17 protein-coding genes, 1 tRNA gene and 3 pseudogenes are annotated in these 19,722 nt (G+C 66.5%); 8 read left to right on the forward strand and 13 right to left on the reverse strand.

Annotated elements, in window-relative coordinates; translation table 11 throughout:
- The first annotated feature begins 9 nt into the window (after positions 1–9).
- From QP165_RS15620 to QP165_RS15640, 5 genes and pseudogenes are all read left to right on the forward strand, one after another.
- Positions 10–192 (forward strand): hypothetical protein, encoded by a 183-nt coding sequence (locus QP165_RS15620; protein ID WP_333996312.1) that lies wholly within the window; start codon positions 10–12, stop codon positions 190–192.
- Positions 189–1,511: a PQQ-binding-like beta-propeller repeat protein gene (locus QP165_RS15625; RefSeq protein ID WP_056021131.1), complete on the forward strand. Its 1,323-nt coding sequence runs from the start codon at positions 189–191 to the stop codon at positions 1,509–1,511. The genes QP165_RS15620 and QP165_RS15625 overlap by 4 nt, the downstream gene beginning before the upstream one ends.
- Positions 1,512–1,584: 73 nt before the next feature.
- Positions 1,585–2,954, forward strand: a pseudogene (gene der / locus QP165_RS15630) (ribosome biogenesis GTPase Der).
- Positions 2,955–2,969: 15 nt separating this feature from the next.
- Complete coding sequence (locus tag QP165_RS15635) at positions 2,970–3,209, forward strand: sulfurtransferase TusA family protein (protein WP_333996313.1); 240 nt, start codon at positions 2,970–2,972, stop codon at positions 3,207–3,209.
- A gap of 49 nt (positions 3,210–3,258) precedes the next feature.
- Complete coding sequence (locus QP165_RS15640) at positions 3,259–3,696, forward strand: Hpt domain-containing protein (protein ID WP_082446028.1); 438 nt, start codon at positions 3,259–3,261, stop codon at positions 3,694–3,696.
- Positions 3,697–3,785: 89 nt separating this feature from the next.
- Here the strand turns inward: QP165_RS15640 and bfr are convergent, their stop codons facing one another.
- From bfr to map, 4 genes and pseudogenes are all read right to left on the reverse strand, one after another.
- Positions 3,786–4,301 carry a bacterioferritin gene (bfr, locus tag QP165_RS15645; protein WP_056022246.1) on the reverse strand — a complete coding sequence of 172 codons (516 nt, stop codon included), beginning with the start codon at positions 4,299–4,301 and terminating at the stop codon, positions 3,786–3,788.
- Positions 4,302–4,401: 100 nt separating this feature from the next.
- Positions 4,402–4,572: a (2Fe-2S)-binding protein gene (locus tag QP165_RS15650; RefSeq protein ID WP_082445953.1), complete on the reverse strand. Its 171-nt coding sequence runs from the start codon at positions 4,570–4,572 to the stop codon at positions 4,402–4,404.
- Positions 4,573–4,695: 123 nt separating this feature from the next.
- A pseudogene (gene purL / locus QP165_RS15655) lies at positions 4,696–6,925 on the reverse strand (phosphoribosylformylglycinamidine synthase subunit PurL).
- A gap of 216 nt (positions 6,926–7,141) precedes the next feature.
- On the reverse strand, positions 7,142–7,969 hold the full coding sequence (gene map, locus QP165_RS15660; RefSeq protein WP_333996314.1) for a type I methionyl aminopeptidase: 828 nt from the start codon (positions 7,967–7,969) through the stop codon (positions 7,142–7,144).
- Positions 7,970–8,020: 51 nt separating this feature from the next.
- Here map and QP165_RS15665 point away from each other — a divergent pair, with 51 nt between their 5' ends.
- Entirely contained in the window at positions 8,021–8,779 is a 759-nt protein-coding gene (locus tag QP165_RS15665; RefSeq protein WP_056021146.1) for a competence/damage-inducible protein A, read from the forward strand.
- 251 nt (positions 8,780–9,030) lie between these two features.
- Here QP165_RS15665 and QP165_RS15670 read toward each other — a convergent pair whose 3' ends face one another.
- Together QP165_RS15670 and QP165_RS15675 are read right to left on the reverse strand one after the other, a co-directional pair.
- On the reverse strand, positions 9,031–9,423 hold the full coding sequence (locus QP165_RS15670) for a hypothetical protein (RefSeq protein ID WP_333996315.1): 393 nt from the start codon (positions 9,421–9,423) through the stop codon (positions 9,031–9,033).
- Positions 9,424–9,695: 272 nt separating this feature from the next.
- Positions 9,696–10,310 carry a TetR/AcrR family transcriptional regulator gene (locus QP165_RS15675; protein ID WP_056021153.1) on the reverse strand — a complete coding sequence of 205 codons (615 nt, stop codon included), beginning with the start codon at positions 10,308–10,310 and terminating at the stop codon, positions 9,696–9,698.
- Between the two features lie 181 nt (positions 10,311–10,491).
- On the opposite strand from QP165_RS15675, the gene QP165_RS15680 reads away from it, so the two are divergent.
- The gene (locus QP165_RS15680; RefSeq protein WP_333996316.1) at positions 10,492–11,355 is read left to right on the forward strand and encodes an NAD(P)-dependent oxidoreductase; all 864 of its coding nucleotides are present in this window, start codon (positions 10,492–10,494) and stop codon (positions 11,353–11,355) included.
- 25 nt (positions 11,356–11,380) lie between these two features.
- Here the strand turns inward: QP165_RS15680 and QP165_RS15685 are convergent.
- The 5 genes and pseudogenes from QP165_RS15685 to QP165_RS15705 all read right to left on the reverse strand — a co-directional run.
- A pseudogene (locus QP165_RS15685) lies at positions 11,381–11,716 on the reverse strand (thiol-disulfide oxidoreductase DCC family protein); the annotation flags it as partial.
- A complete protein-coding gene (locus tag QP165_RS15690; RefSeq protein ID WP_333996317.1) occupies positions 11,713–12,270 on the reverse strand; it encodes a TspO/MBR family protein in 558 nt (185 codons plus the stop codon). The pseudogene QP165_RS15685 and the gene QP165_RS15690, both read right to left, overlap by 4 nt.
- Before the next feature lie 3 nt (positions 12,271–12,273).
- Entirely contained in the window at positions 12,274–12,522 is a 249-nt protein-coding gene (locus QP165_RS15695) for a glutaredoxin domain-containing protein (RefSeq protein WP_333996318.1), read from the reverse strand.
- A gap of 108 nt (positions 12,523–12,630) precedes the next feature.
- The gene (locus QP165_RS15700) at positions 12,631–13,662 is read right to left on the reverse strand and encodes a phytase (RefSeq protein ID WP_333996319.1); all 1,032 of its coding nucleotides are present in this window, start codon (positions 13,660–13,662) and stop codon (positions 12,631–12,633) included.
- Entirely contained in the window at positions 13,662–16,712 is a 3,051-nt protein-coding gene (locus tag QP165_RS15705) for a TonB-dependent receptor (RefSeq protein WP_333996320.1), read from the reverse strand. Before QP165_RS15705 ends, QP165_RS15700 begins: the two co-directional genes overlap by 1 nt.
- A 244-nt stretch (positions 16,713–16,956) precedes the next feature.
- Here QP165_RS15705 and QP165_RS15710 point away from each other — a divergent pair.
- Positions 16,957–17,030: transfer RNA gene (locus tag QP165_RS15710), tRNA-Gly, on the forward strand.
- 108 nt (positions 17,031–17,138) lie between these two features.
- On the opposite strand, the gene QP165_RS15715 is transcribed toward QP165_RS15710, so the two are convergent.
- Both QP165_RS15715 and QP165_RS15720 read right to left on the reverse strand, forming a co-directional pair.
- Positions 17,139–18,761, reverse strand: coding sequence for an OFA family MFS transporter (locus QP165_RS15715; protein ID WP_333996321.1), 1,623 nt, complete (start codon positions 18,759–18,761; stop codon positions 17,139–17,141).
- 102 nt (positions 18,762–18,863) lie between these two features.
- On the reverse strand, positions 18,864–19,538 hold the full coding sequence (locus QP165_RS15720; RefSeq protein WP_333996322.1) for a fumarylacetoacetate hydrolase family protein: 675 nt from the start codon (positions 19,536–19,538) through the stop codon (positions 18,864–18,866).
- Between the last annotated feature and the right edge of the window lie 184 nt (positions 19,539–19,722).

Consider the following 19,722-nt stretch of genomic DNA (forward strand, 5'->3'; position numbering starts at 1 on the left):
GCGGGGGCCATGTTCGGCCAGATCGCGCGCGACGCGGGCGTGCCGGAAACGATCCGTCAACGCGCGGTTCAGATGGCCGGTGTACTGGGCGTCGATGCCGTGGTCGATACGGCGGCGTCGAAAGCCAGCGGCGCAGCGCCAACCGCATCGAACACCGGGACTGCTTCTAACGAGGATACCAAAGCGCAATGACGAAGTCTTATCGGGTGACGGTCGCAGTGGCTGCGCTCATGGCACTGAGCGGCTGCGGTATCTTCAAGGGTAGCGTGAAGAAGACACCGACGGTCGGCGACCGCGTGTCGATCCTGACCTCGGAAAACGGCGTCGAGACGGACGCGACGATCGCCGACGTCCAGGTCCTGCTGCCCGCGCCGGCGGTCAACGACGCCTGGGCGCAGCCCGGCGGCAACCCGGCCAAGTCGATGGGCCAGCTGGCGCTTGGCGCGCAGCTCAACCGTGCGTGGCAGGCGACGATCAACGGTGGTTCGAACCGCGAGCGCATGGCGGCATCGCCGGTCGTCGGCGAGAACAAGCTGTTCGCGATGGACGTCGGCGGCATGGTCCATGCCTATGCCGCGGATACCGGGGCCGCGCTCTGGACGGTGTCGATCACCGAGGGCAAGACCAACCAGTCCGCGCGCTTCGGCGGCGGCGCGAGCTATGACGACGGCAAGGTCTACGCCACCGACGGCGTCGGCGACGTCGTCGCGATGAACGCCTCGGACGGCGCCATCCTGTGGCGCGCGAAGCCGGGCGGTCCGCTGCGCGGCTCGCCGACGGTTGCAAACGGCGCGGTCTATGTCCTGACGCAGGACAACCAGATCTTCTCCATCAACCAGGGCGACGGCAAGATCCAGTGGGTCCAGTCGGGCACGCTCGAAACGCAGGGCGTGTTCGGCGTCGCGGCGCCTGCGGTCAGCCAGGGCACGGTCGTCTCGGGCTTCTCGAGCGGCGAACTCAGCGCGTACCGGTACGAGAACGGCCGCATCCTCTGGCAGGACGCACTGTCGCGCACGTCGATCACGACGTCGGTATCGAGCCTGTCGGACATCGATGCGGCGCCGGTGATCGACGGCGGGCGCGTCTATGCGGTCGGGCAGGGCGGTCGCATGGTGGCGCTCGAGCTGGCAACCGGGCAGCGGCTTTGGGAGCAGAATTTCGCGGGTATCTCGACGCCGTGGATCGCGGGCGAATGGCTGTTCGTCGTGACCGATGACGCGCGGCTGGTCTGCCTTTCGCGATCGAACGGCAAGGCGCGCTGGATCGCGCAGCTCCAGCGCTTCGACAACGAGAAGAAGAAGAAGGGCCCCGTGACCTGGTACGGTCCGGTGCTCGCGGGTGAGCGGCTGCTGCTCACCAATTCCCGCGGCGAGATCGTCTCGGTCAACCCCGGCGACGGCAAGGTCGCCAACACGATCGAGACCAAGACGCCGTTCACGCTGCCGCCGATCGTGGCCAATTCGACGCTCTACACGCTCGACCAGAAGGGCAAGATCACCGCCTATCGCTAAACCCGGCGCCCCTCTCCCGTGGGGGAGAGGGGTAACAGGTGACGACGGCCGCTTCGCACGCTAAGGGCGGGCCATGTCCAAACTCCCCGTGGTCGCAATCGTCGGCCGCCCCAATGTCGGCAAGTCGACCCTTTTCAACCGCCTCGTCGGCAAGAAGCTTGCGCTGGTCGACGACCGCCCCGGCGTCACGCGCGATCGTCGCGAGGGCGACGCGTCGCTGATCGGGCTTGAATTCCGCATCATCGACACCGCCGGATACGAGGATCACGACGCGCAGACGCTGCCGGGCCGGATGCGCCAGCAGACCGAGGCGGCGGTCAACCAGGCCGATGTCGCGCTGTTCCTGTTCGACGCGCGTGCGGGGATCGTACCGCTCGACGAAGAGATCGCCCGCTGGCTGCGCACCGCCGACGTTCCCGTGATCCTGGCGGCGAACAAGGCCGAGGGACGCGCGGGCGAGGACGGTATCCTCGAGTCGCTCGCGCTGGGTTTCGGCGATCCCGTCCAGCTCTCCGCCGAGCATGGCGAGGGGATGGGCGATCTTTTCGAGGCGCTGCTGCCGCTGCTCGAGGGCAAGGACGAGCTTCCCGAGGAACAGCCCGACAACGAATATGAGGGGCCGCTCAAGCTCGCGATCGTGGGGCGTCCGAACGCGGGCAAGTCCACGCTGGTCAACCGTATCCTCGGCGAGGACCGGATGATCACGGGGCCCGAAGCGGGGATCACGCGCGACTCGATCAGCGTCGACTATGACTGGCATCCGACCGGCGGCGAAGCGCGCAAGGTCCGGCTGATCGACACCGCGGGCATGCGCAAGCGCGCCAAGGTGCAGGACAAGCTCGAGAAGATGTCGGTCGAGGACGCGCTCCACGCGGTCGACTTTGCCGAGGTGGTGGTCTTGTTGCTCGATGCCACGCTGGGCCTCGAGGCGCAGGATCTGCGCATCGCGGACAAGGTCCTGCAGGAGGGGCGCGCGCTCGTGATCGCGCTCAACAAATGGGATGTCGCGGAAAGCCCGTCGTCGCTGTTCAACGGCGTCAAGCGCGCGCTTGAGGACGGGCTGAGCCAGGTCAAGGGCGTGACCGTGATGACCGTGTCGGGCGCGACCGGCAAGGGGATCGACCAGCTTCTTCAGGCGTGCTTCGACACGCGCGAGGCCTGGTCGAAGCGCGTCGGTACGGGCGAGCTCAACCGCTGGTTCGAACGCGCGATCGAGGCGACGCCGCCCCCGCGCCGGGCGGCAAGCGGATCAAGATGCGCTACGTCACGCAGGTGAAGTCGCGTCCGCCGAGCTTCGTCATCTTCGGCACGCGTGTCGATCAGCTGCCCGCGAGCTATGAGCGCTATCTGGTGAACTCGATGCGCAAGGATCTGGGCTTCGGCGCGGTGCCCGTGCGGCTGATGTTCCGCGCGCCGAAGAACCCGTACGACGAGGACAAGTAAGCGGGGCGGCGGATGATGCATATCGATGCCAGGGGACTGCGCTGCCCCTGGCCCGCCGTGCGGCTTGCCAAGGCGCTGCGGCAGGGTGCGGACGCGGTGACGATCGCTGCCGACGATCCGCAGGCGCCTGCCGAGCTGGCGCTGGTCGCCGCGGCGGCTGGCGCCGATATGTCGATCAATACGGATGCAGTTGCGCCAACTTTTGTCGTGACACGCCGGCCGGTCGGCAACACTGTCTTTACACAATCGCCATAAGGTCGCGAACGTCCTTCATGGCAGTCCAGCCGAACGGGAGAAGGTGTCGGTGTCGTTCGAGGGAAGCACTCTGGTCAACTGGCCTGCGTTTCAGCAGGCCCGCAGCGAACTGGGGGGCGGGTTCATCCGCATCCTCGGCTATTTCCGCGAGGATGGCGTCAAGTCCGTCGCGGCGATCGAGGCGGCGATGCGTGCGGGCAGTGCGGCGGCGCTGATCATTCCCGCGCATACGCTGAAGGGGGAGGCGCGCCAGTTCGGCGCAGAGCCGCTCGCCGATCTCGCCGAAACGATCGAGACGATCGCGCGGGACTGTATTGAAGTGCATGATACGCCTGAGGCCGCGCTTGAGCATGTCGCACGGCTGCGCCCGCTGTTCGGCGAAACACTGACGTTGCTCGAGCGCGAAGCCAACCCGGTGGTCGCGCGCCGTCCGGTCGGCGGTGGCTTCGGGCGTCGTGCCGTACCCACCGGTTTCGGCACCGAATAAACGCGCCGTCAGGCCGCGATCGTTCTTGTAAGACGCGCGGCCCGCTGACCCCGATCGCTCGCGATCGTGGTCAGCGGATACCGCGTCGCTCACGCCTTCAGATAGGGCGCTGCGCCGGCTTTGGGCGAGTCGTGCTCGGAAATCGAGTTGAGCTGGATGTAGTTGTGGATGCCCATCCGGGCGATCATCTCGAACTGGCGCTCTAGCGTGTCGACATGCTCTTCCTCGCTGGCGAGGATCCGCGCGAACAGGTCGCGGCTGATATAATCCTTCACGCTCTCGCAATAGGCGATGGCGCCCTTCAGCTGGACCGTCGCCTCGACCTCGAGCGCGAGGTCCGACTTCAGCACCTCCTCGACCGTCTCGCCGATCCGCAGGCGGCCGAGCAGCTGGAAGTTGGGAAGGCCATCGAGAAACAGGATGCGCTCCGACAGCCAGTCGGCATGCTTCATCTCGTCGATCGATTCCATGCGCTCATATTGGGCGAGCTTGTAGACCCCCCAATGTTCGAGCATCCGGTAGTGGAGCCAATATTGGTTCACCGCGGTCAGCTCGTTCTTGAGCGCCTCGTTGAGCAGGTCGATTACTTGGGGGTCGCCGCGCATGGCCATATCTCCGTCACCTCTGGCGATCATGTAGCGGGGTGACAGACCAGACGGCAAGCCCGGATACTGGCCGATTTCCGAGAGTTATTAGATGCAAACGCTATGCAGCAGCGCGTTCGTCTTCGATGATCGCGCGCGCGACCGACGTGCATTGCCCACATTTCGGCCGACGACCGAGTGAACGAAACGCCTGGCATGGCGTGGTGCATCCGCCCCGCGCGCAGCTGCGGACATCGGATTCTCGTATGGCATTGCAAACGCAGACGACCATGAATGCTCCTCTATGAGGCGCATGATCTAGCGATAATGCGAACCAGTCGCAAGCGCTTTTGCGTTTAATTCGCAACAAGCCTGGTGTCCGGCGTGGGGGCACTGCCACGCCGGATCGATTGACTCAGGCCAGCGCTGCGTCCGTCCCCATGAGCTTGGGGAAGAAGCCTTCGTGTGCAGTTCGAAGCGTATCCAGCGTGATGACGTCGTCGCGGTCGGGGCGTTCGAAGATCAGGCGCTTGCCGCCCGTGCGGCCGAGTGGCTCGGCTTCGACGTCGGCAGCATGCGCCGCACCGAGGAAGTCGAGCAACGCATGATCTTCGACCGTGACGATGTAGACGCCCTGGTCCTCGGCGAAGAACGCGCGCGCGCAGTCGAACGGCTGCTTGCGGTCGATCATCGCGCCAATGCCGCCCGCGAGCGCCATCTCGGCAAGCGTTACCGCGATGCCGCCGTCCGAGACGTCGTGGACCGCGGTCAGCTGGCCGAGGCTGATCGCCTCGCGGATCAGGTCGCCTACACGGCGCTCGGCGGCGAGATCGACGGGCGGCGGTGGGCCGGCGTCGCGCTGTTCGCGACCATGGCATTCGCGCAGCCACAGCGACTGACCGAGATGCCCGCCGCGCGTGCCGACCGCGAGAATGATGTCGCCCGAGCCCTTGAACGCGATCGTCGCATTCTTCTGCCAGTCGGCGAGCAGGCCGATCGCGCCGATCGCGGGCGTCGGCAGGATCGCCGAGCCGCCGCCGGTCGCCTTGGATTCATTGTAGAGCGAGACGTTGCCCGAGACGATCGGGAAGTCGAGCGCGATGCACGCGTCGCTCATCCCCTCGAGGCAGCCGACGATCTGCCCCATGATCTCGGGCCGCTGCGGGTTGGCGAAGTTGAGGCAGTTCGTCACCGCCAGCGGCAGCGCGCCGACCGCGGTGAGGTTGCGCCATGCTTCGGCGACCGCCTGCTTGCCGCCCTCGACGGGATCGGCGAAGCAATAGCGCGGCGTGCAGTCGGTGGTCATCGCCAGCGCCTTCTGCGTGCCGTGGACGCGGACGACCGCGGCGTCGCCACCGGGGCGCTGCACCGTGTCGGCACCGACCATGTGGTCATACTGCTCCCAGATCCAGCGGCGCGAGGCGATGTCGGGCGAGCCCATCAGCGTCACCAGATCGGCGGCGATGTCGTTGCTGTGCGGCGCGTTCTTGAGCGGCGCGGGCTTGGGCGTCGGCACGTGCGGGCGATCGTAGAGCGGCGCCTCGTCGGCGAGCGGCCCGAGCGGAATGTCGCAGACCGTCTCGCCCTTGAACGTCAGCACCATGCGGCCGGTGTCGGTGACGCGGCCGATCACCGCGAAATCGAGCTCCCACTTCTTGAAGATCGCCTCGGCCTCGGCCTCGCGACCGGGCTTGACGACCATGAGCATGCGCTCCTGGCTCTCGCTCAGCATCATCTCGTACGGCGTCATGCCGGTTTCGCGCTGCGGCACGTCGTCCATGACGAGTTCGATGCCGACGCCGCCCTTCGACGCCATCTCGACTGACGAGGAGGTGAGGCCGGCTGCGCCCATGTCCTGGATCGCGACGATAACGTCGGTCGCCATGAGTTCGAGGCAGGCCTCGATCAGCAGCTTTTCGGTGAAGGGATCGCCGACCTGGACGGTCGGGCGCTTGGCATCCGAGATCCTCGCCGAAGTCCGCGCTCGCCATCGTCGCGCCGTGGATGCCGTCGCGACCGGTCTTGGAGCCGACATAGACGATCGGATTGCCGATGCCGCTGGCGGCCGAATAGAAGATCTTGTCCTGATCGGCGATCCCGACGGTCATCGCGTTGACCAGGATGTTGCCGTCATAGGCACTGTGGAAGTTCACCTCGCCGCCGACCGTCGGCACGCCGACGCAATTGCCGTAGCCGCCGATGCCGTGGACGACGCCCGAGATCAGGTGGCGCATCTTGGGATGATCGGGCCGGCCGAAGCGCAGCGCGTTCAAATTGGCGATCGGCCGCGCGCCCATCGTGAAGACGTCGCGCAGGATGCCGCCGACGCCGGTCGCCGCGCCTTGGTACGGCTCGATATACGACGGGTGGTTGTGGCTCTCCATCTTGAAGATCGCCGCCTGGTTGTCGCCGATATCGACGACGCCGGCATTCTCGCCCGGGCCGCAGATGACGCGCTCGCCCTTGGTGGGCAGCTTCATCAGGTGGATCTTGCTCGACTTGTAGCTGCAATGCTCGGACCACATCACCGAGAAGATGCCGAGCTCGACGAGATTGGGCTCGCGGCCGATCGCGTGCAGGACGCGCTCATATTCTTCGGGGGACAGGCCGTGGTCGGCGACGATCTGGGGCGTGATCTCGGTCATGGGGCGGGCTTTAGCGGGGTAGGGCGCGCCCGTCACCTGTGCGCGCCCCGACAAATTGCGCGCAGGGTGGATTTATGCGGCTCCGGCGTTTGTCGAAAACCCCGTCATCCTGACGAAAGTCAGGATCCAGAGCCACAGAGTGCAGCATTCGGTTACCTTGGATCCTGACTTTCGTCACGATGACGGGCGGGGCGATTGCCCGCGCGCCCGGTCTAATCAGCCGTACGGCGGCTGCGTGTAGCCCTTGGGGCTGAGCGTGAAAATCTCGCAGCCGGTCTCGGTGATCCCGATCGAATGTTCGAACTGGGCGGACAGCGAGCGGTCGCGCGTCACGGCCGTCCAGCCGTCGTCGAGCAGCTTCACGTCGGGGCGACCGATGTTGATCATCGGTTCGATCGTGAAGATCATGCCGGGGCGCAGTTCGGGGCCGGTGCCGGGCTTGCCGACATGGACGACCTCGGGTGCGTCGTGGAACAGTCGGCCGACGCCGTGGCCGCAGAAATCCCGGACCACGCCGTAGCGATGCTTTTCGGCATGACGCTGGATCGCGTTGGCGACGTCACCCATGCGGTTGCCGGGCTTCGCCTGCTCGATACCCAGCATCAGGCACTCATACGTGACCTCGACCAGCCGCTTCGCCTTGATCGGCACGTCGCCGATCAGGTACATCCGGCTCGTGTCGCCATGCCAGCCGTCGAGCAGCGGGGTGACGTCGACGTTGACGATATCGCCCGATTTCAGCGTCTTCTCGCTCGGAATGCCGTGGCAGACGACATGGTTGATCGAAATGCAGACGCTGTGGGTGTAGCCGCGATATCCGAGCGTCGCTGGCACGGCGCCCGCAGCGGTCACGAAGTCGTAGATCAGCCGGTCGATCTCGGCCGTGGTTACGCCTGGCACCATGTGCGGCACGATCATGTCGAGCGTCTCGGCCGCAAGCCGGCCGGCCTTCATCATGCCCTCGAACGCGGCGGGACCATGAAGCTTGATGGCGCCGGTGCGTGCCTCGGGAGCGTCGGACGTGACGGTTACATATTCGGTCATGGTGAAGGATATAGCGTGGCGGCGGAGCTTTTGCGAGGCTATGCAAAGGCCATGGGACAGGAACGCATCTGGACGGCCGCGCTGACGATCATCGGCGACGAAATCCTGTCGGGCCGGACGCAGGACAAGAACGTCGCGCAGATCGCGGCGTGGCTCAACGTGCAGGGCATCCGTCTGGCGGAAGTGCGTGTGGTCGCCGACAGAACGGAGGCGATCGTCGAGGCGGTCAACACGCTCCGCGCGCGCAACGATTATCTGTTCACGACCGGCGGGATCGGGCCGACGCATGACGATATCACCGTCGATGCGATCGCCGAGGCGCTCGGTGTTGCGGTCGAGCATCATCCCCGCGCGATGGCGATCCTCGAGCGCTATTACGCGACCCGCGGCGGGCTGAGCGAAGCGCGCGCGCGGATGGCGCGGACGCCTGCGGGGGCCGAACTGATCGACAACAAGGTATCGGGCGCGCCGGGTATCCGGATCGGCAACATCTTCATCATGGCGGGTGTCCCGCATATCACCGCGGGCATGCTCGACGCACTGACGGGGACGCTCGAGGGCGGTCGCCCCGTGGTGTCGAGGACGATCGGCTGCTGGGTTGCCGAGAGCGAGGTCGCCGACCTGCTGCGCGATGCGGAAAAGGCGCATGAAGGCGTTGCGATCGGCAGCTATCCCTTCTTCCGCGACGGGCGGACGGGCGCCAATTTCGTGGTGCGCAGCGCCGACACGGACCTCGTCGACCGGTGCATCGCCGATCTCGTCCGCGATCTCGAGGCCGCGGGGCGGGTGGTCGCACCCGACGGGATCTAGCCGCCTCCGGGCGACGGTGTCGCGCGCTCGCGGCGATGTTCGCGGATCACGCAACGCGCTTGCATGGCGTTGCGATCTCGGTCTAGCTTCTCAAAAAATAATGGAGAGGCTGTATGACTGCGAGCAATGTAATGCTGACGATCATTGGATGTATTGCCGCGTTGCCGATCTTGGCGCTCGCCTTCGTTGCGTTGCGCCCGGTCCGTTCGGGTCGGCCGATCGACTGACGGCAGCCTGAACAGGATTTGGCGTCAAGCCGCCGCGCGCGCTGACTGCGAACCGACGCGCATGCCGGTGACGCTGATGACGAGCGTCTCGATCTGAGCTTCGGTATAGCCCGCGTCGAGGAACCGGGCGATCTCGCCCGTCGGCAGCGCGAAGCCGCGGCGCCAGGCATAGACCGCAAGACGGCGGAGCGCTTCGAGACGCGGGTCGGCGAGGCGCGACGCAGCGCCCAGACCAAACAGGCTGCCCATCGCGCGCGAAACACGGCCGGGGGTCGTCAGGCTTCGCAACGTGTCGCGCTTCGCCATCGCGATGACGCTCCATTCGATCGCGGAGAACCCCGTCGGCGCGGCGGCGGCGGAGGCTGCGCGGCACCCTGAGGGCGCGGCGAACATGTTGTCGAGGTCGAGATATGCCATGCTGAATCCCCTTGTCCCGTGATCGCGCATCGACACTGCCGGCAAGCGTGACGCACGCGTCCAATCGCAGGCTCGTCTGTATCGAGGCGTGTAGTGCCAATTCCCGTCGGGCCGCCGAAGCTGGCCCTGAAGACGTCAACCGGTCCCGGTCGAAGCTTCAATACCAGTCGGTATATTAAGTGGACGCAGAGGCGTCAATCACATTCTGTACTGGCCGGTAATTTAAGCGGGTCGCATACCGCGTCGCTGTCGCCGGCAGATGTCGACCGGTCTCAGCGCGTCGGCCAGACCATCATGCTCGTCGCGACGAGTTGCTTCAGTTCGTCGCACGTCGCGCCCGAACCTCCCTGGATAGCCAGCCCCTGCATGATCGCGAACAGGTACCGCGCCAACGCGGGCGACTCGAGCCCGGGGGGAAACTCGCCTGCAGCCTTGGCCTGGTCGAAACGGCGGATGAGCGCGGCCTCGGAGGATGCGCGCCGCTTGACGACCTCGGTCTTGATCGGCTCGGCCTCGGCACCGCAAGCGACCGAACTGATGACGCCGAGACAGCCCTTGGGATCGCAGCTGCTCGTCTGCATCTGCAACGCGCCCATCAGCAACCGCTCGGCCACCGCGCGCGCGCTGGGTGCATCGAGCGCGGACGTCATATAGGCCAGTTTCTCGCGCTCGTAGAGGTCGAGCGCCTTGTGGAACAGCGCTTCCTTGTTGCCGAACGCGGCATACAGGCTTGGCTTGGTGATCTTCATCTCGGCGGTCAGCTCGGCCATCGATGCCGCTTCGTAGCCGTTCCGCCAGAACACGCGCAAAGCCGCCGCAAGCGCCTGATCGAGATCGAACTCCCGAGGGCGGCCCTTCGGGGCGGTGAATGCGCAAATCCTATTCATACCGCTTGGTATATAGGCCCGGTGCGGAAAACGTCCAGTGATCGCACGGGGTTTGCCGGACGTGCCGGCGCGCGGGGCGGCGGCCCCGTGCTGGCCGTGACGGAACGCGAGCAGGGCTTGGTCGCTTTGGCACGGACAGGTGGCGGTCGCCGCCATCGTGGTGAGACAAGGACAACGGCATATGAAGATCGGATTCATCGGCTTGGGCCAGATGGGGATCGCAATGGCGACCAACCTGATCGACGCGGGACATGACGTCACCGTGTGGAACCGGTCGGCGGCAAAGGCTGACCCGCTGCTGGCACGCGGCGCGACGCTGGCGGCGACGCCGGCTGACGCGGCGCAAGGCGAGGTGGTGATGACGATGCTCGCCGACGATGCCGCGCTGGAGACGGTCGTATACGGCGAGCGAGGCATTATCGGCTGCCCCGCCTTGCATGTGTCGCACAGCACGATCAGCGTCGCGCTCGCCGAGCGGCTGACGGCGGATCAGGGGAATGATGGGGGATTCGTATCGGCGCCGGTGTTCGGACGGCCACCGGCCGCTGCGGCGGGGGCGTTGTTCGTCGTCGCGGCGGGGGCGGATGAGCGCATCGATCGGTGCGACGAACTGTTTGCGGCGATCGGCCAGCGCGTCTTTCGCGTCGGCGATGCACCGTCGGCGGCAAATCTCGTCAAGCTCAGCGGCAATTTCATGATCATGGCGGCGATCGAGTCGATGGCCGAGGCGATGACGCTGGCGGAGAAGGGCGGGGTCGACCGCGCGATGCTGCTCGAAGTGCTGACGGGGACGCTGTTCGGGGCACCGGTCTACAAGACCTATGGCGAGATCCTCGTCGAGGACCGCTTCACGCCGGCAGGCTTTGCCGCGCCGCTGGGGCTCAAGGACATGAACCTCGTCGATGCCGCCGCAGGGACGCTTCGCACGCCGATGCCCGTCCTCGGCGTGGTTCGCGATCACCTCCGCGCGGCAATCGCGCAGGACGGTCCAGACGTCGACTGGGCAGCGGTCGGGCTCGTCGCGCGTCGCAGCGCCGGCCTCTAGCGTCAGACCGCGTCCCGCCCCCGAGCAGCGTCTGCAAACGGGGGCGGACGACGAGGAAGCCGAGATAGGCGCGTTCCATGAGCCGCAACGCCAGCGGGTTGCGGGCGAGCATGCCGAGCGGCCGCAGCACCGGGATCGCGCGCCACATTGCGGCGAACGCGGCGGCGCCGGATAGCAGCATGCCGTCCTCGCGGGCATGAAACCGCGCCAGCAGCGCGCGCCGGTCGATCGGACACGTCGCGTCGGGGCTGGTCGCATCGATGAATTCGATCGCACCGCGCCGATCGAGGCGTCGCATGATCGCAATTTCCCGTCGGCATAGCGGACAGTCGCCGTCATGCCAGACGGTCAGGCGGGTCATCGGGCGCGATCCGTGTTGGTCGCGCTGATCCGCGCTGCAAGCACCGTCGCAAAACCCAGCCAGCCGACAAACGGAACGCCGAGCAGTGCCGCCGGGCGGTCGACCTTTGCCGCGGTCGCGACGTAAGCGCCGCCGGTCGCGACCATCGCGCCGGCGACGGCGGCGCTCGATCGCAGTGCATGCTTGCGGAAGAACATCTCGGTCCAGCCGCCGACCATCGCGGTGTTGAGCAGCCAGAGTCCGACAGCGCCCGTACGCATCGTGCTGGCGGGCTGACGGAGCAGGCGATAGCCGCCCACCGCGAGCCCGGTCTCGAGCACGGGCCAGACCGCACCGAAGACCGCATCGGGCGGCGTGAAGGACGGCTTGTCGAGCCGCTTGTACCAGCGCCGGGTCGCGGGGTGCGACGGATCGGGCGCGTTGCGTCGCCCGATCGCCGCACTCACGCCGAGCACCGCGACGATGATGAGCGCAGACGCGGCGCGTGACAGCGCGGGGCCGCCCGAGTTGACCGCATCGTCCGCGGCATCGGTAGCGGGGAGGGGGTGCGCCATGACTCAGCGCGCCGCGAGATAGCGTTCGAGATCGTCACAGCCGCCGATCGTCTCGCCGTCGATCACGATCAAGGGCGTCGTCGCGATGCCGTGCTCGGCCTTGAACGCCTCGACCGCGTCGCGGTCGCGCAGGATGCGGTCATCTATGTCATAGCCTTCCGCCTGCAGCAACTGCTTCGCACGGATGCCGAACGGGCAGACATGGTCGGGGAGCACCATCCGGTGCAGCGTGGCGGTACGGGGTTCGGTCATCATCGTCCTCGCGGTCGCGCGATCCGATCATCGGACCGCGCGCATGCCGCTATAGCGCGGGACCGGGGCGGACGTTCCGTGGCCGCGCTGTCGAACGCCGCGCGCATCTCAGCGTTTGAGCGCGCGCCGTATTCTCGACCAGCTGACGAACTTGAAATTCTGCGTGTCGGGCGCATTGTCGCCGTCCTGCGCGACGAACAGCCCCGTCGGATAGTCCGGCCCGAAATTGCCGAGCGCGAGTTCGATCCCGTCGGTCTCGCTCGTGCCGTCGATCGCGCCGCCACCGATACGGAACCGCCCCGCAAAAGTCGCGCCGGGCAGTCGGTAAAGCGTGTAGGCATTGTCACCCTGACTCGAGGCCACGAGATAGCCGCCGGTCCGGCCCGACGGGGCGAGCGCAACCCCTTCGGCATCCGCGACGAGCGTCTTGCCGTCGACCTTCGCGATCGGCGTCGCGGTCGGCGCGGCCGCAGGCTCCGCGTCGAACCGCCAGAGCCCGACATCCTCCTCAGCGACGTAGAGCAGCCCGGTCCGGTCGTCGACGACGCAGCCTTCGGCCTGGCTGGCAAGCTTCATCGAGCGCACCGTCGTGACTTTGGGGGCGGCAGCCGAGAGGTCGATCGCGACCTGGTCGATCCGGCCGTCCTTCAGGACGACAAAGCCGAACAGCGCCTTGTCGCGTGCGCGGGTCCACAGGCACATGCCATAGGCTTCGCCGGGACCGACGGGAAACCGGCCGAGCGGCACCAGTCGTGCCGCAGCCGTGTCGAGCACGAACAGCGCGACGTGCGCCGTCGCCAGCTCCGCACGGTCGCTCGCGGCGGCGATCACGCGCCCGCCCGACGTGCGAATGTCGACATTATTCAATCGCGCGGCGGGGGTGAAGCTCAGCCGCTTGCCGGCAAGGCTGTAGACATGAATCCCCACCTGCTTGTCCGTCCCGATCACGAGGCTTTTCGCGGGATCGGCCGCGTTGCGCCAGATCGCGGGATCGTCGGCCGCATCCGACACGCTGTCCACCGGATCGGTCTCGGCCGTCGCCGCCACCGTCGCCGCCACCGTTGGCACGGCGGCTGGCGTCATCGTCGTCTGCGTCACGCAGCCGCACAGCAGGAGCGCGGCAAGGGGAAACGCGCGCATCAGAACGTCACTCGCACGCCGCCGGTGTAGCGGCGTCCGAACGTCTCGTGCTCGATCGTGTAGGCCGACGATCCGGCATAGCGGCGACCGGGACCGTTCAGCAGGTTCGCGAAATCGCCGTAGATCTCGACGTTTCCGTTGATCGCATAACGTACGCTCGCGTCGAGTTCATTGTCCTTGGCCCAATAGAAATCGCCGCCGTCGATCCCGCGGACGAGGCCCGAGATATTGGCGGTGCCACCGATCGCATCGAGCCATGCCGACCGGTTCTGATACGAGACACGCGCCGAAAAGCCGTATTTCTCGTAATAGGCGATCAGGTTGTAGATCGCGTCGGAGGCGCCGGGAAGCGGGACCTTGCGCGACGGCAGCGCGGCGGTGCCGGGGGTTTCGGCGCGGCTCTTGTTGATCGTCGCGTTGAGCTGGACGCCGAACCCGCCCATCCATTCGGGCAGGCCGAGATCGGCGACGAACGGATCGAGCTGCTGCTGGATCGCGCCTTCGATCCCCATGATATAGCCGCTGCCGCCGTTGACGACGGTCGAGAAGACATAATCCGAGCGATCGACCCCGTTGGTGTTCAGGATCGACCGGCCAAAGCTCTGCGTCGAGTCGAACAGGACGTCGGTGACGTCCTTGTAATAGGCGCCGATCGACAGGAAGCCGCGCGGCATCGTGTAATATTCGACGTAGAGATCGACACCCTTGGCCTTTTCGGGCTTCGCGTCCGGGTTGCCGCCGCTGATCGTCCGGTTCGCGTCGTCATAAGACAGGTTGGGGCGAAGCTGGTCGTAATCGGGGCGTGCGGCGCCGGTGTTGAACGACAACCGCGCCTTCATCCGGTCGTTGACGTCCCAGTTGAGGTGAAGGCTCGGATAGACGAGCGTCTGGCTCGATTTCACGTCGAGCAACCCGACGGTCGAGAAGGCCTGCGCATCGTTGCGGATATGCTCGACGCGCGCGCCGCCGATCACGCTGCCCCAGTTGGTTGTCGCGGTCGCCATCGCATAGCCCGCATAGACCTGCTCGCCGACGTCGTAGAAATTGGCATCGGTACGCACATAGCTGCCGACGGCCTGTGCCTGGTCGACAAGCCCGAGGACCTTGTCGCGGTCGAAATACTGGAAGGTGTAGCCGAGCGGGATCTCGCCCTGGAACCCGCCGGGCTTGGCGATCGCCGCATAGTTGGTCGGAATGCCGGCCGCGGCGAACTGCGCGGGCGTGCTCAGGTCGAGCAGATATTCGTTCGAGATCTTGGTGCGGTCGTCATAGCGGATGCCGGCCGCGAACACCGTCGAGGCCCCGAACACCGTCGCCGCACGGCTGATGTCGAGCTTTGCGGTATAGGCCTCGGTGACGTCCTGCGCCTTGAGCGAGCGCAGGCGCGAGAGGGTGCGCGGGAAATCCTCGATCGCGGTCACCCGGTCGCCGCGCGAGAAGGTGCCGTCTGGGTTGCGGATCGTGCGGTACAGCTCGACCTTCGCGAGCTGCGGATCGGTCAGGTCGTAGCCGACGGTCAGCCGGTTGGCGGCGTTTGCGCCGTTGGTCCCGAACGAGGGGCTGTCATAGTTCAGCTGCGCGGGCTGCGACCGGTCGTCGATCGAGCGCGTGAAGTTGCCGCGCCATGCGACCTTCCAGTCGCCCAGCTCGTGATCGCCGCCCAGCGTGTTGGTGAACACCGACTGCTTGTACTTGCGCACCGTGAAGTTCGAATTGAGATCGACGCCGTACACCGTGCCGAGCAGCGGCGTGTTGCCCGTGCAGACGTCGGCATAGCCGGTGGTCCCCGAGGCGGGACGCGCGTTCACCGAACAGGCGGCGGTGCCATTGGGTGTGCGCGATTGCTGGTCGTCGAGATCGAAGATGTAGTTGTTGCGCTGCTCGTCGTCCTGAAACGCCGAATAGATGGTTTCGGCGAACAGCTTGTGACCGGGGGCAGGGCGCCAGTCGAGCCGGGTCGACAGCGAATAGTTCTTGCGCGTCAGCCGGTAGAGCTTGTTCTCGGTCTCGCGCGCCCAGTTGCGCGTCTGATAGCCCGGGCGGAGGTCGCGATCGACCGCCTCGAAATCGGTCTCGAAATTGTCGGTGACCATGCCGCGCCGATACAGGCTGGCGGACGAGACGATGCCGAACTCGCCGATTCCCGTGTCGATCCGGTCGGACACGACGAGCGAGCCTTCATATTCCGTCTTCTTGCCCAGTTCGACATGGCCCGCCCCGCCCTTGGCCTGCACCTTCAGCCCTGGATAGTCGAAGGCCGAGCGCGTGATGATGTCGACATTGCCCGCGATCGTCTCGCCGGTCATGTCGGGGGTCACCGCCTTGCGGACGATGATCTGCGACGCGATCGCCGAGGGGATCGAGTCGAAGCGCGCATCGCGGCCCTCCGGGCTGACGACGTTGATCCCGTCGAACGACAGCGTGGTCCAGTTGATCGGCGCGCCGCGCAGCGTGATGTACCGCGCCTGGCCCTGGTCACGCTGGACGCCGACGCCGGGCAGCCGGCTGACCGCCTGCGCGACGTTCTGGTCGGGCAGGCGCCCGATCGAGTCCGACGCGATGACCGAGACGAGCGACGGGCTGGTCCGCTGGATCTGAAGTGCTGCGGCTTCGGACTCGGCGATCGGCCGCGAACCCGAAACCACGATCTCCGCATCGGCGTCAGGCGCCGACGCCGTCATCGCGACGTCGAGCGGCACTGCGGCGTCCGCGACCGTCACGCTGCGCGTGACGTCGGGGAAGCCGACATAGCGGATCACGACATCGTGCGTGCCTGCGGGGACGCCGGTCAGCGAGAACCGCCCCGTCCGGTCGGCGGCGGTGGCGAGGCCCAGCGCGGGGATCGATACCGACGCGCCATCGAGATAGTCGCCGCTACCCTGCTGCGACACGACGCCGGTGATGCTGCCGCTCGCGCGCGGCGCTCCGGCGGGGTCGGCTTTCGTCTCGGCGCGCGCAATGCCCGATGCGAGCGGCATCACCGCACAGCCGAGCAACAGCGCGCGCAGGAGAACGGGACCGCGTGAGCGGTGCGACAGGCCGATGATCATGATACTTCCCCCAGTGGTCCAGCTGGTCGGCTGGCCTGCGGGGGTGCCTATGGGACGCGGATGGCATCTGGGTGACGTGGCGGTGACAGTTCGGTGACGCGGTCGTCACCCGTGTCGTTCGGGACGTGGATCGCGGTATCGATCGCTCAGAAGCATCTTGCGCCGTCCGCGCCGAGCCGATAGACGCTCGCCATCGCAGTGCGATGCGGTTCGGCTGGTCGATCGACCAGCGCGAATACGGCATGCGGGTGTAGCTCAATGGTAGAGCTTTTGCTTCCCAAGCAAGTGACGAGGGTTCGATTCCCTTCACCCGCTCCAGTCGTTGCGACAAAAACCCCGAGATCTGGAACTTTGGGCCGCAGGGCGTTCTCTAAACGCGTCTGCGAAAGACGGGCGCCGCCTGGGTGAGACGGCGCCCGGGATAGCTTATTCGAACAGGATGACCGCCTTCGACACGGTCATGTAGATGCCCCACAGGATGGGGATCCCGACCGCGACCCAGGCAAACACGACCATGGGGCTCGATGCGGTCTTCGCCTCGAGCGCTTCGGCTGCGGACGTCGACCCGTCGATGGTGATGGGGGCGGGGGTCTCGTCCGCCGGCATGTGGAAACGGTCGGCGACCGGCTTGACGAACAGGTTCGCGACGAACCCCACGACGAGCATCGCGGCCAGCATCAGGAAGATCGGCTGATAGACCTGATCGCGCGGAATCCCTGCGGCGATCCGGCCGTCCCGCATGTTGGCGACCAGCAGCGGCCCGACCACGCCGGCCGTCGACCATGCGGTCAGCAGGCGGCCATGGATCGCGCCGACGAACTTGGTCCCGAATATGTCCGCGAGATAGGCAGGCACCGTCGCAAAGCCGCCGCCATAGGTGGAGGCGAGGATGCAGAAGACGAGGATGAACAGGCCGAGGCTGCTGCCCGCCAGTGCGGGTGCCGCGATACCGTAGAGCACGGCACCGATCGCGAGGATGACCGCGTAGAGCGGCTTGCGCCCCAGCCGGTCGGAGAACCATGCCCAGAAGAAGCGGCCACCGATGTTGAACAGGCTGATCGCACCGACGAAACCGGCGCCGACTGCGGCGGCTGCGACCTTCTGGCTTTCCGAAAACGCGGTGAAGATGACGCCGGGTGCATCGATCAGCCGCCCGCCGAATATCTCCTGCAGCATCGGCGAGGCAACGCCAATGATACCGATCGACGCCGAGACGTTGAGCAGCAGCACGACCCAGATGAGCCAGAATTGCGGCGTCTTGTGCGCGTCCTTCAGATGGACATTGAAGCGGCTGATCGCGGCCTTCGCATCCGTTGGCGCCGTCCAGCCTGCGGGCTTCCACCCATCGGCGGGCACACGATATCCGAGCGCACCGGCCATCATGAACACGAAATAGATGACCGCGAGGACGAGGAACGTCTGCCAGACGCCGACGCCCGTGGGGCTCGCGAAATACTTCATCAGCGCGTTGGCGAGCGGGCTGCCGATCATCGCGCCGCCGCCAAAGCCCATGATCGCCATGCCCGTCGCCATCCCGCGGCGATCGGGAAACCATTTGATGAGCGTCGAGACGGGCGAGATATAGCCGAGACCGAGGCCGATGCCGCCGATCACGCCCGAGCCGAGCCAGATCAGCCATAATTGGTGCATCGACACGCCGATCGCGCCGATCCCCATGCCGCCGCACCAGCAAAAGGCCGCGACCACGCCAGCCTTGCGCGGACCCGCGCGCTCGAGCCAGCCACCCCAGATCGCGGCGGCCGCGCCGAGCACGACGAAGAACAGCGTATAGGTCCAGACAAGATCGCTGACCCGCCAGTCGCACGTCGTGGTCGTCAGCGCCTGCACGAGCGTCATGTTCTCGCAGACGACGGGATCGGTCATCCCGATCGCGCGCGACAGCGGCAGCCAGAAGACGCTGAAGCCATAGGCCATGCCGATGCACAGATGGATGGCGAGCGCACAGGGCGGGACCAGCCAGCGATTGAAGCCTGGCCTCGCCACCGTGCGTGCCCGGTCGAGCAGGCCCCCGGTCAATCCATCCGCCATGATCATCATCCTTTAGTTATTGCGATCACCCATGCGGGCGGATTGTACGAAAAGAAACCCGACTTAGGTCTCGGCCCGGGACAATCGCATGCGCCGCGACGATCAGTCGGCGAACCGGATCTCGAGTGGCTCGAGGTCGGCGATGGTTGCGCGAACGTGCTGGCCGGGCGTGATCGGGCCGACGCCCGCGGGTGTCCCGGTGAAGATCAGGTCGCCCGGCGCGAGCTCGACGAAGCGCGACAGCGCGGCGATCACCTCGGCTACCGACCAGATCATCATCGACAGATCGCCGGCCTGCCGGGGCTCGCCGTCGATCGTCAGCGCGATCGGTCCTGCCGCGGGCGGCGTACCGCGCGTCAGTGCCGCGATCGGGGCGGACCGGTCGAACCCCTTTGCCATGTCCCACGGGCGCCCTGCCTTTTTCGCAGCGCCCTGCAGGTCGCGCCGCGTCAGGTCGATGCCGACGGCATGGCCGAAGACCGTCGCGAGCGCGTCATCGACAGCGATGTCCTTTCCGCCCGCACCGAGCGCGACGACGAGCTCGACCTCGTGATGCAGGTCCTGCGTCATGCTGGGATAGGGCAGCGTGCCGCCGCCCGGCACGACCGCATCCGCGGGCTTGGTGAAGAAGAACGGCTCCTGCCGCTCCGGATCGGAGCCCATCTCGCGCGCGTGATCGGCATAGTTCTGACCCACGCAGAAGATCCTGCGGACGGGAAAGCGATCGGTCGCGCCGGCGATTCCGATCGTGGGGGCGGTGACAACGGGACACTGCATCTGGTTCTCCTCCGATAGCCCGGGCTCGGGTCGGAGCGCGTTGGACCGCGCGGCCCGGCATTGCAACGCTGTGGCAGGCCCGTCCTCCAGGGCATCGCCCGCCAGAGACGGTAACGGTGCGCGACCGTACGCAACGCGTTGAACGGGAACGCCGTGATAGGGCGGAGGGTTACGGCTAGGTAAC

It is taken from the genome of Sphingomonas sp. 22R3R2A-7, assembly GCF_036856055.1.
Taxonomy (GTDB): domain Bacteria; phylum Pseudomonadota; class Alphaproteobacteria; order Sphingomonadales; family Sphingomonadaceae; genus Sphingomonas.

Bases quoted from the DNA above. Each gene is read 5' to 3' on its own strand.
- QP165_RS15620 (WP_333996312.1), top strand. From the start codon at position 10: ATGTTCGGCCAGATCGCGCGCGACGCGGGCGTGCCGGAAACGATCCGT.
- QP165_RS15625 (WP_056021131.1), top strand. From the start codon at position 189: ATGACGAAGTCTTATCGGGTGACGGTCGCAGTGGCTGCGCTCATGGCA.
- QP165_RS15635 (WP_333996313.1), top strand. From the start codon at position 2,970: ATGCATATCGATGCCAGGGGACTGCGCTGCCCCTGGCCCGCCGTGCGG.
- bfr (WP_056022246.1), bottom strand. From the start codon at position 4,301: ATGCGCGGCGACCCCCAAGTAATCGACCTGCTCAACGAGGCGCTCAAG.
- QP165_RS15650 (WP_082445953.1), bottom strand. From the start codon at position 4,572: ATGGTCGTCTGCGTTTGCAATGCCATACGAGAATCCGATGTCCGCAGC.
- map (WP_333996314.1), bottom strand. From the start codon at position 7,969: ATGACCGAATATGTAACCGTCACGTCCGACGCTCCCGAGGCACGCACC.
- QP165_RS15665 (WP_056021146.1), top strand. From the start codon at position 8,021: ATGGGACAGGAACGCATCTGGACGGCCGCGCTGACGATCATCGGCGAC.
- QP165_RS15670 (WP_333996315.1), bottom strand. From the start codon at position 9,423: ATGGCATATCTCGACCTCGACAACATGTTCGCCGCGCCCTCAGGGTGC.
- QP165_RS15675 (WP_056021153.1), bottom strand. From the start codon at position 10,310: ATGAATAGGATTTGCGCATTCACCGCCCCGAAGGGCCGCCCTCGGGAG.
- QP165_RS15680 (WP_333996316.1), top strand. From the start codon at position 10,492: ATGAAGATCGGATTCATCGGCTTGGGCCAGATGGGGATCGCAATGGCG.
- QP165_RS15690 (WP_333996317.1), bottom strand. From the start codon at position 12,270: ATGGCGCACCCCCTCCCCGCTACCGATGCCGCGGACGATGCGGTCAAC.
- QP165_RS15695 (WP_333996318.1), bottom strand. From the start codon at position 12,522: ATGACCGAACCCCGTACCGCCACGCTGCACCGGATGGTGCTCCCCGAC.
- QP165_RS15700 (WP_333996319.1), bottom strand. From the start codon at position 13,662: ATGCGCGCGTTTCCCCTTGCCGCGCTCCTGCTGTGCGGCTGCGTGACG.
- QP165_RS15705 (WP_333996320.1), bottom strand. From the start codon at position 16,712: ATGATCATCGGCCTGTCGCACCGCTCACGCGGTCCCGTTCTCCTGCGC.
- QP165_RS15715 (WP_333996321.1), bottom strand. From the start codon at position 18,761: ATGGCGGATGGATTGACCGGGGGCCTGCTCGACCGGGCACGCACGGTG.
- QP165_RS15720 (WP_333996322.1), bottom strand. From the start codon at position 19,538: ATGCAGTGTCCCGTTGTCACCGCCCCCACGATCGGAATCGCCGGCGCG.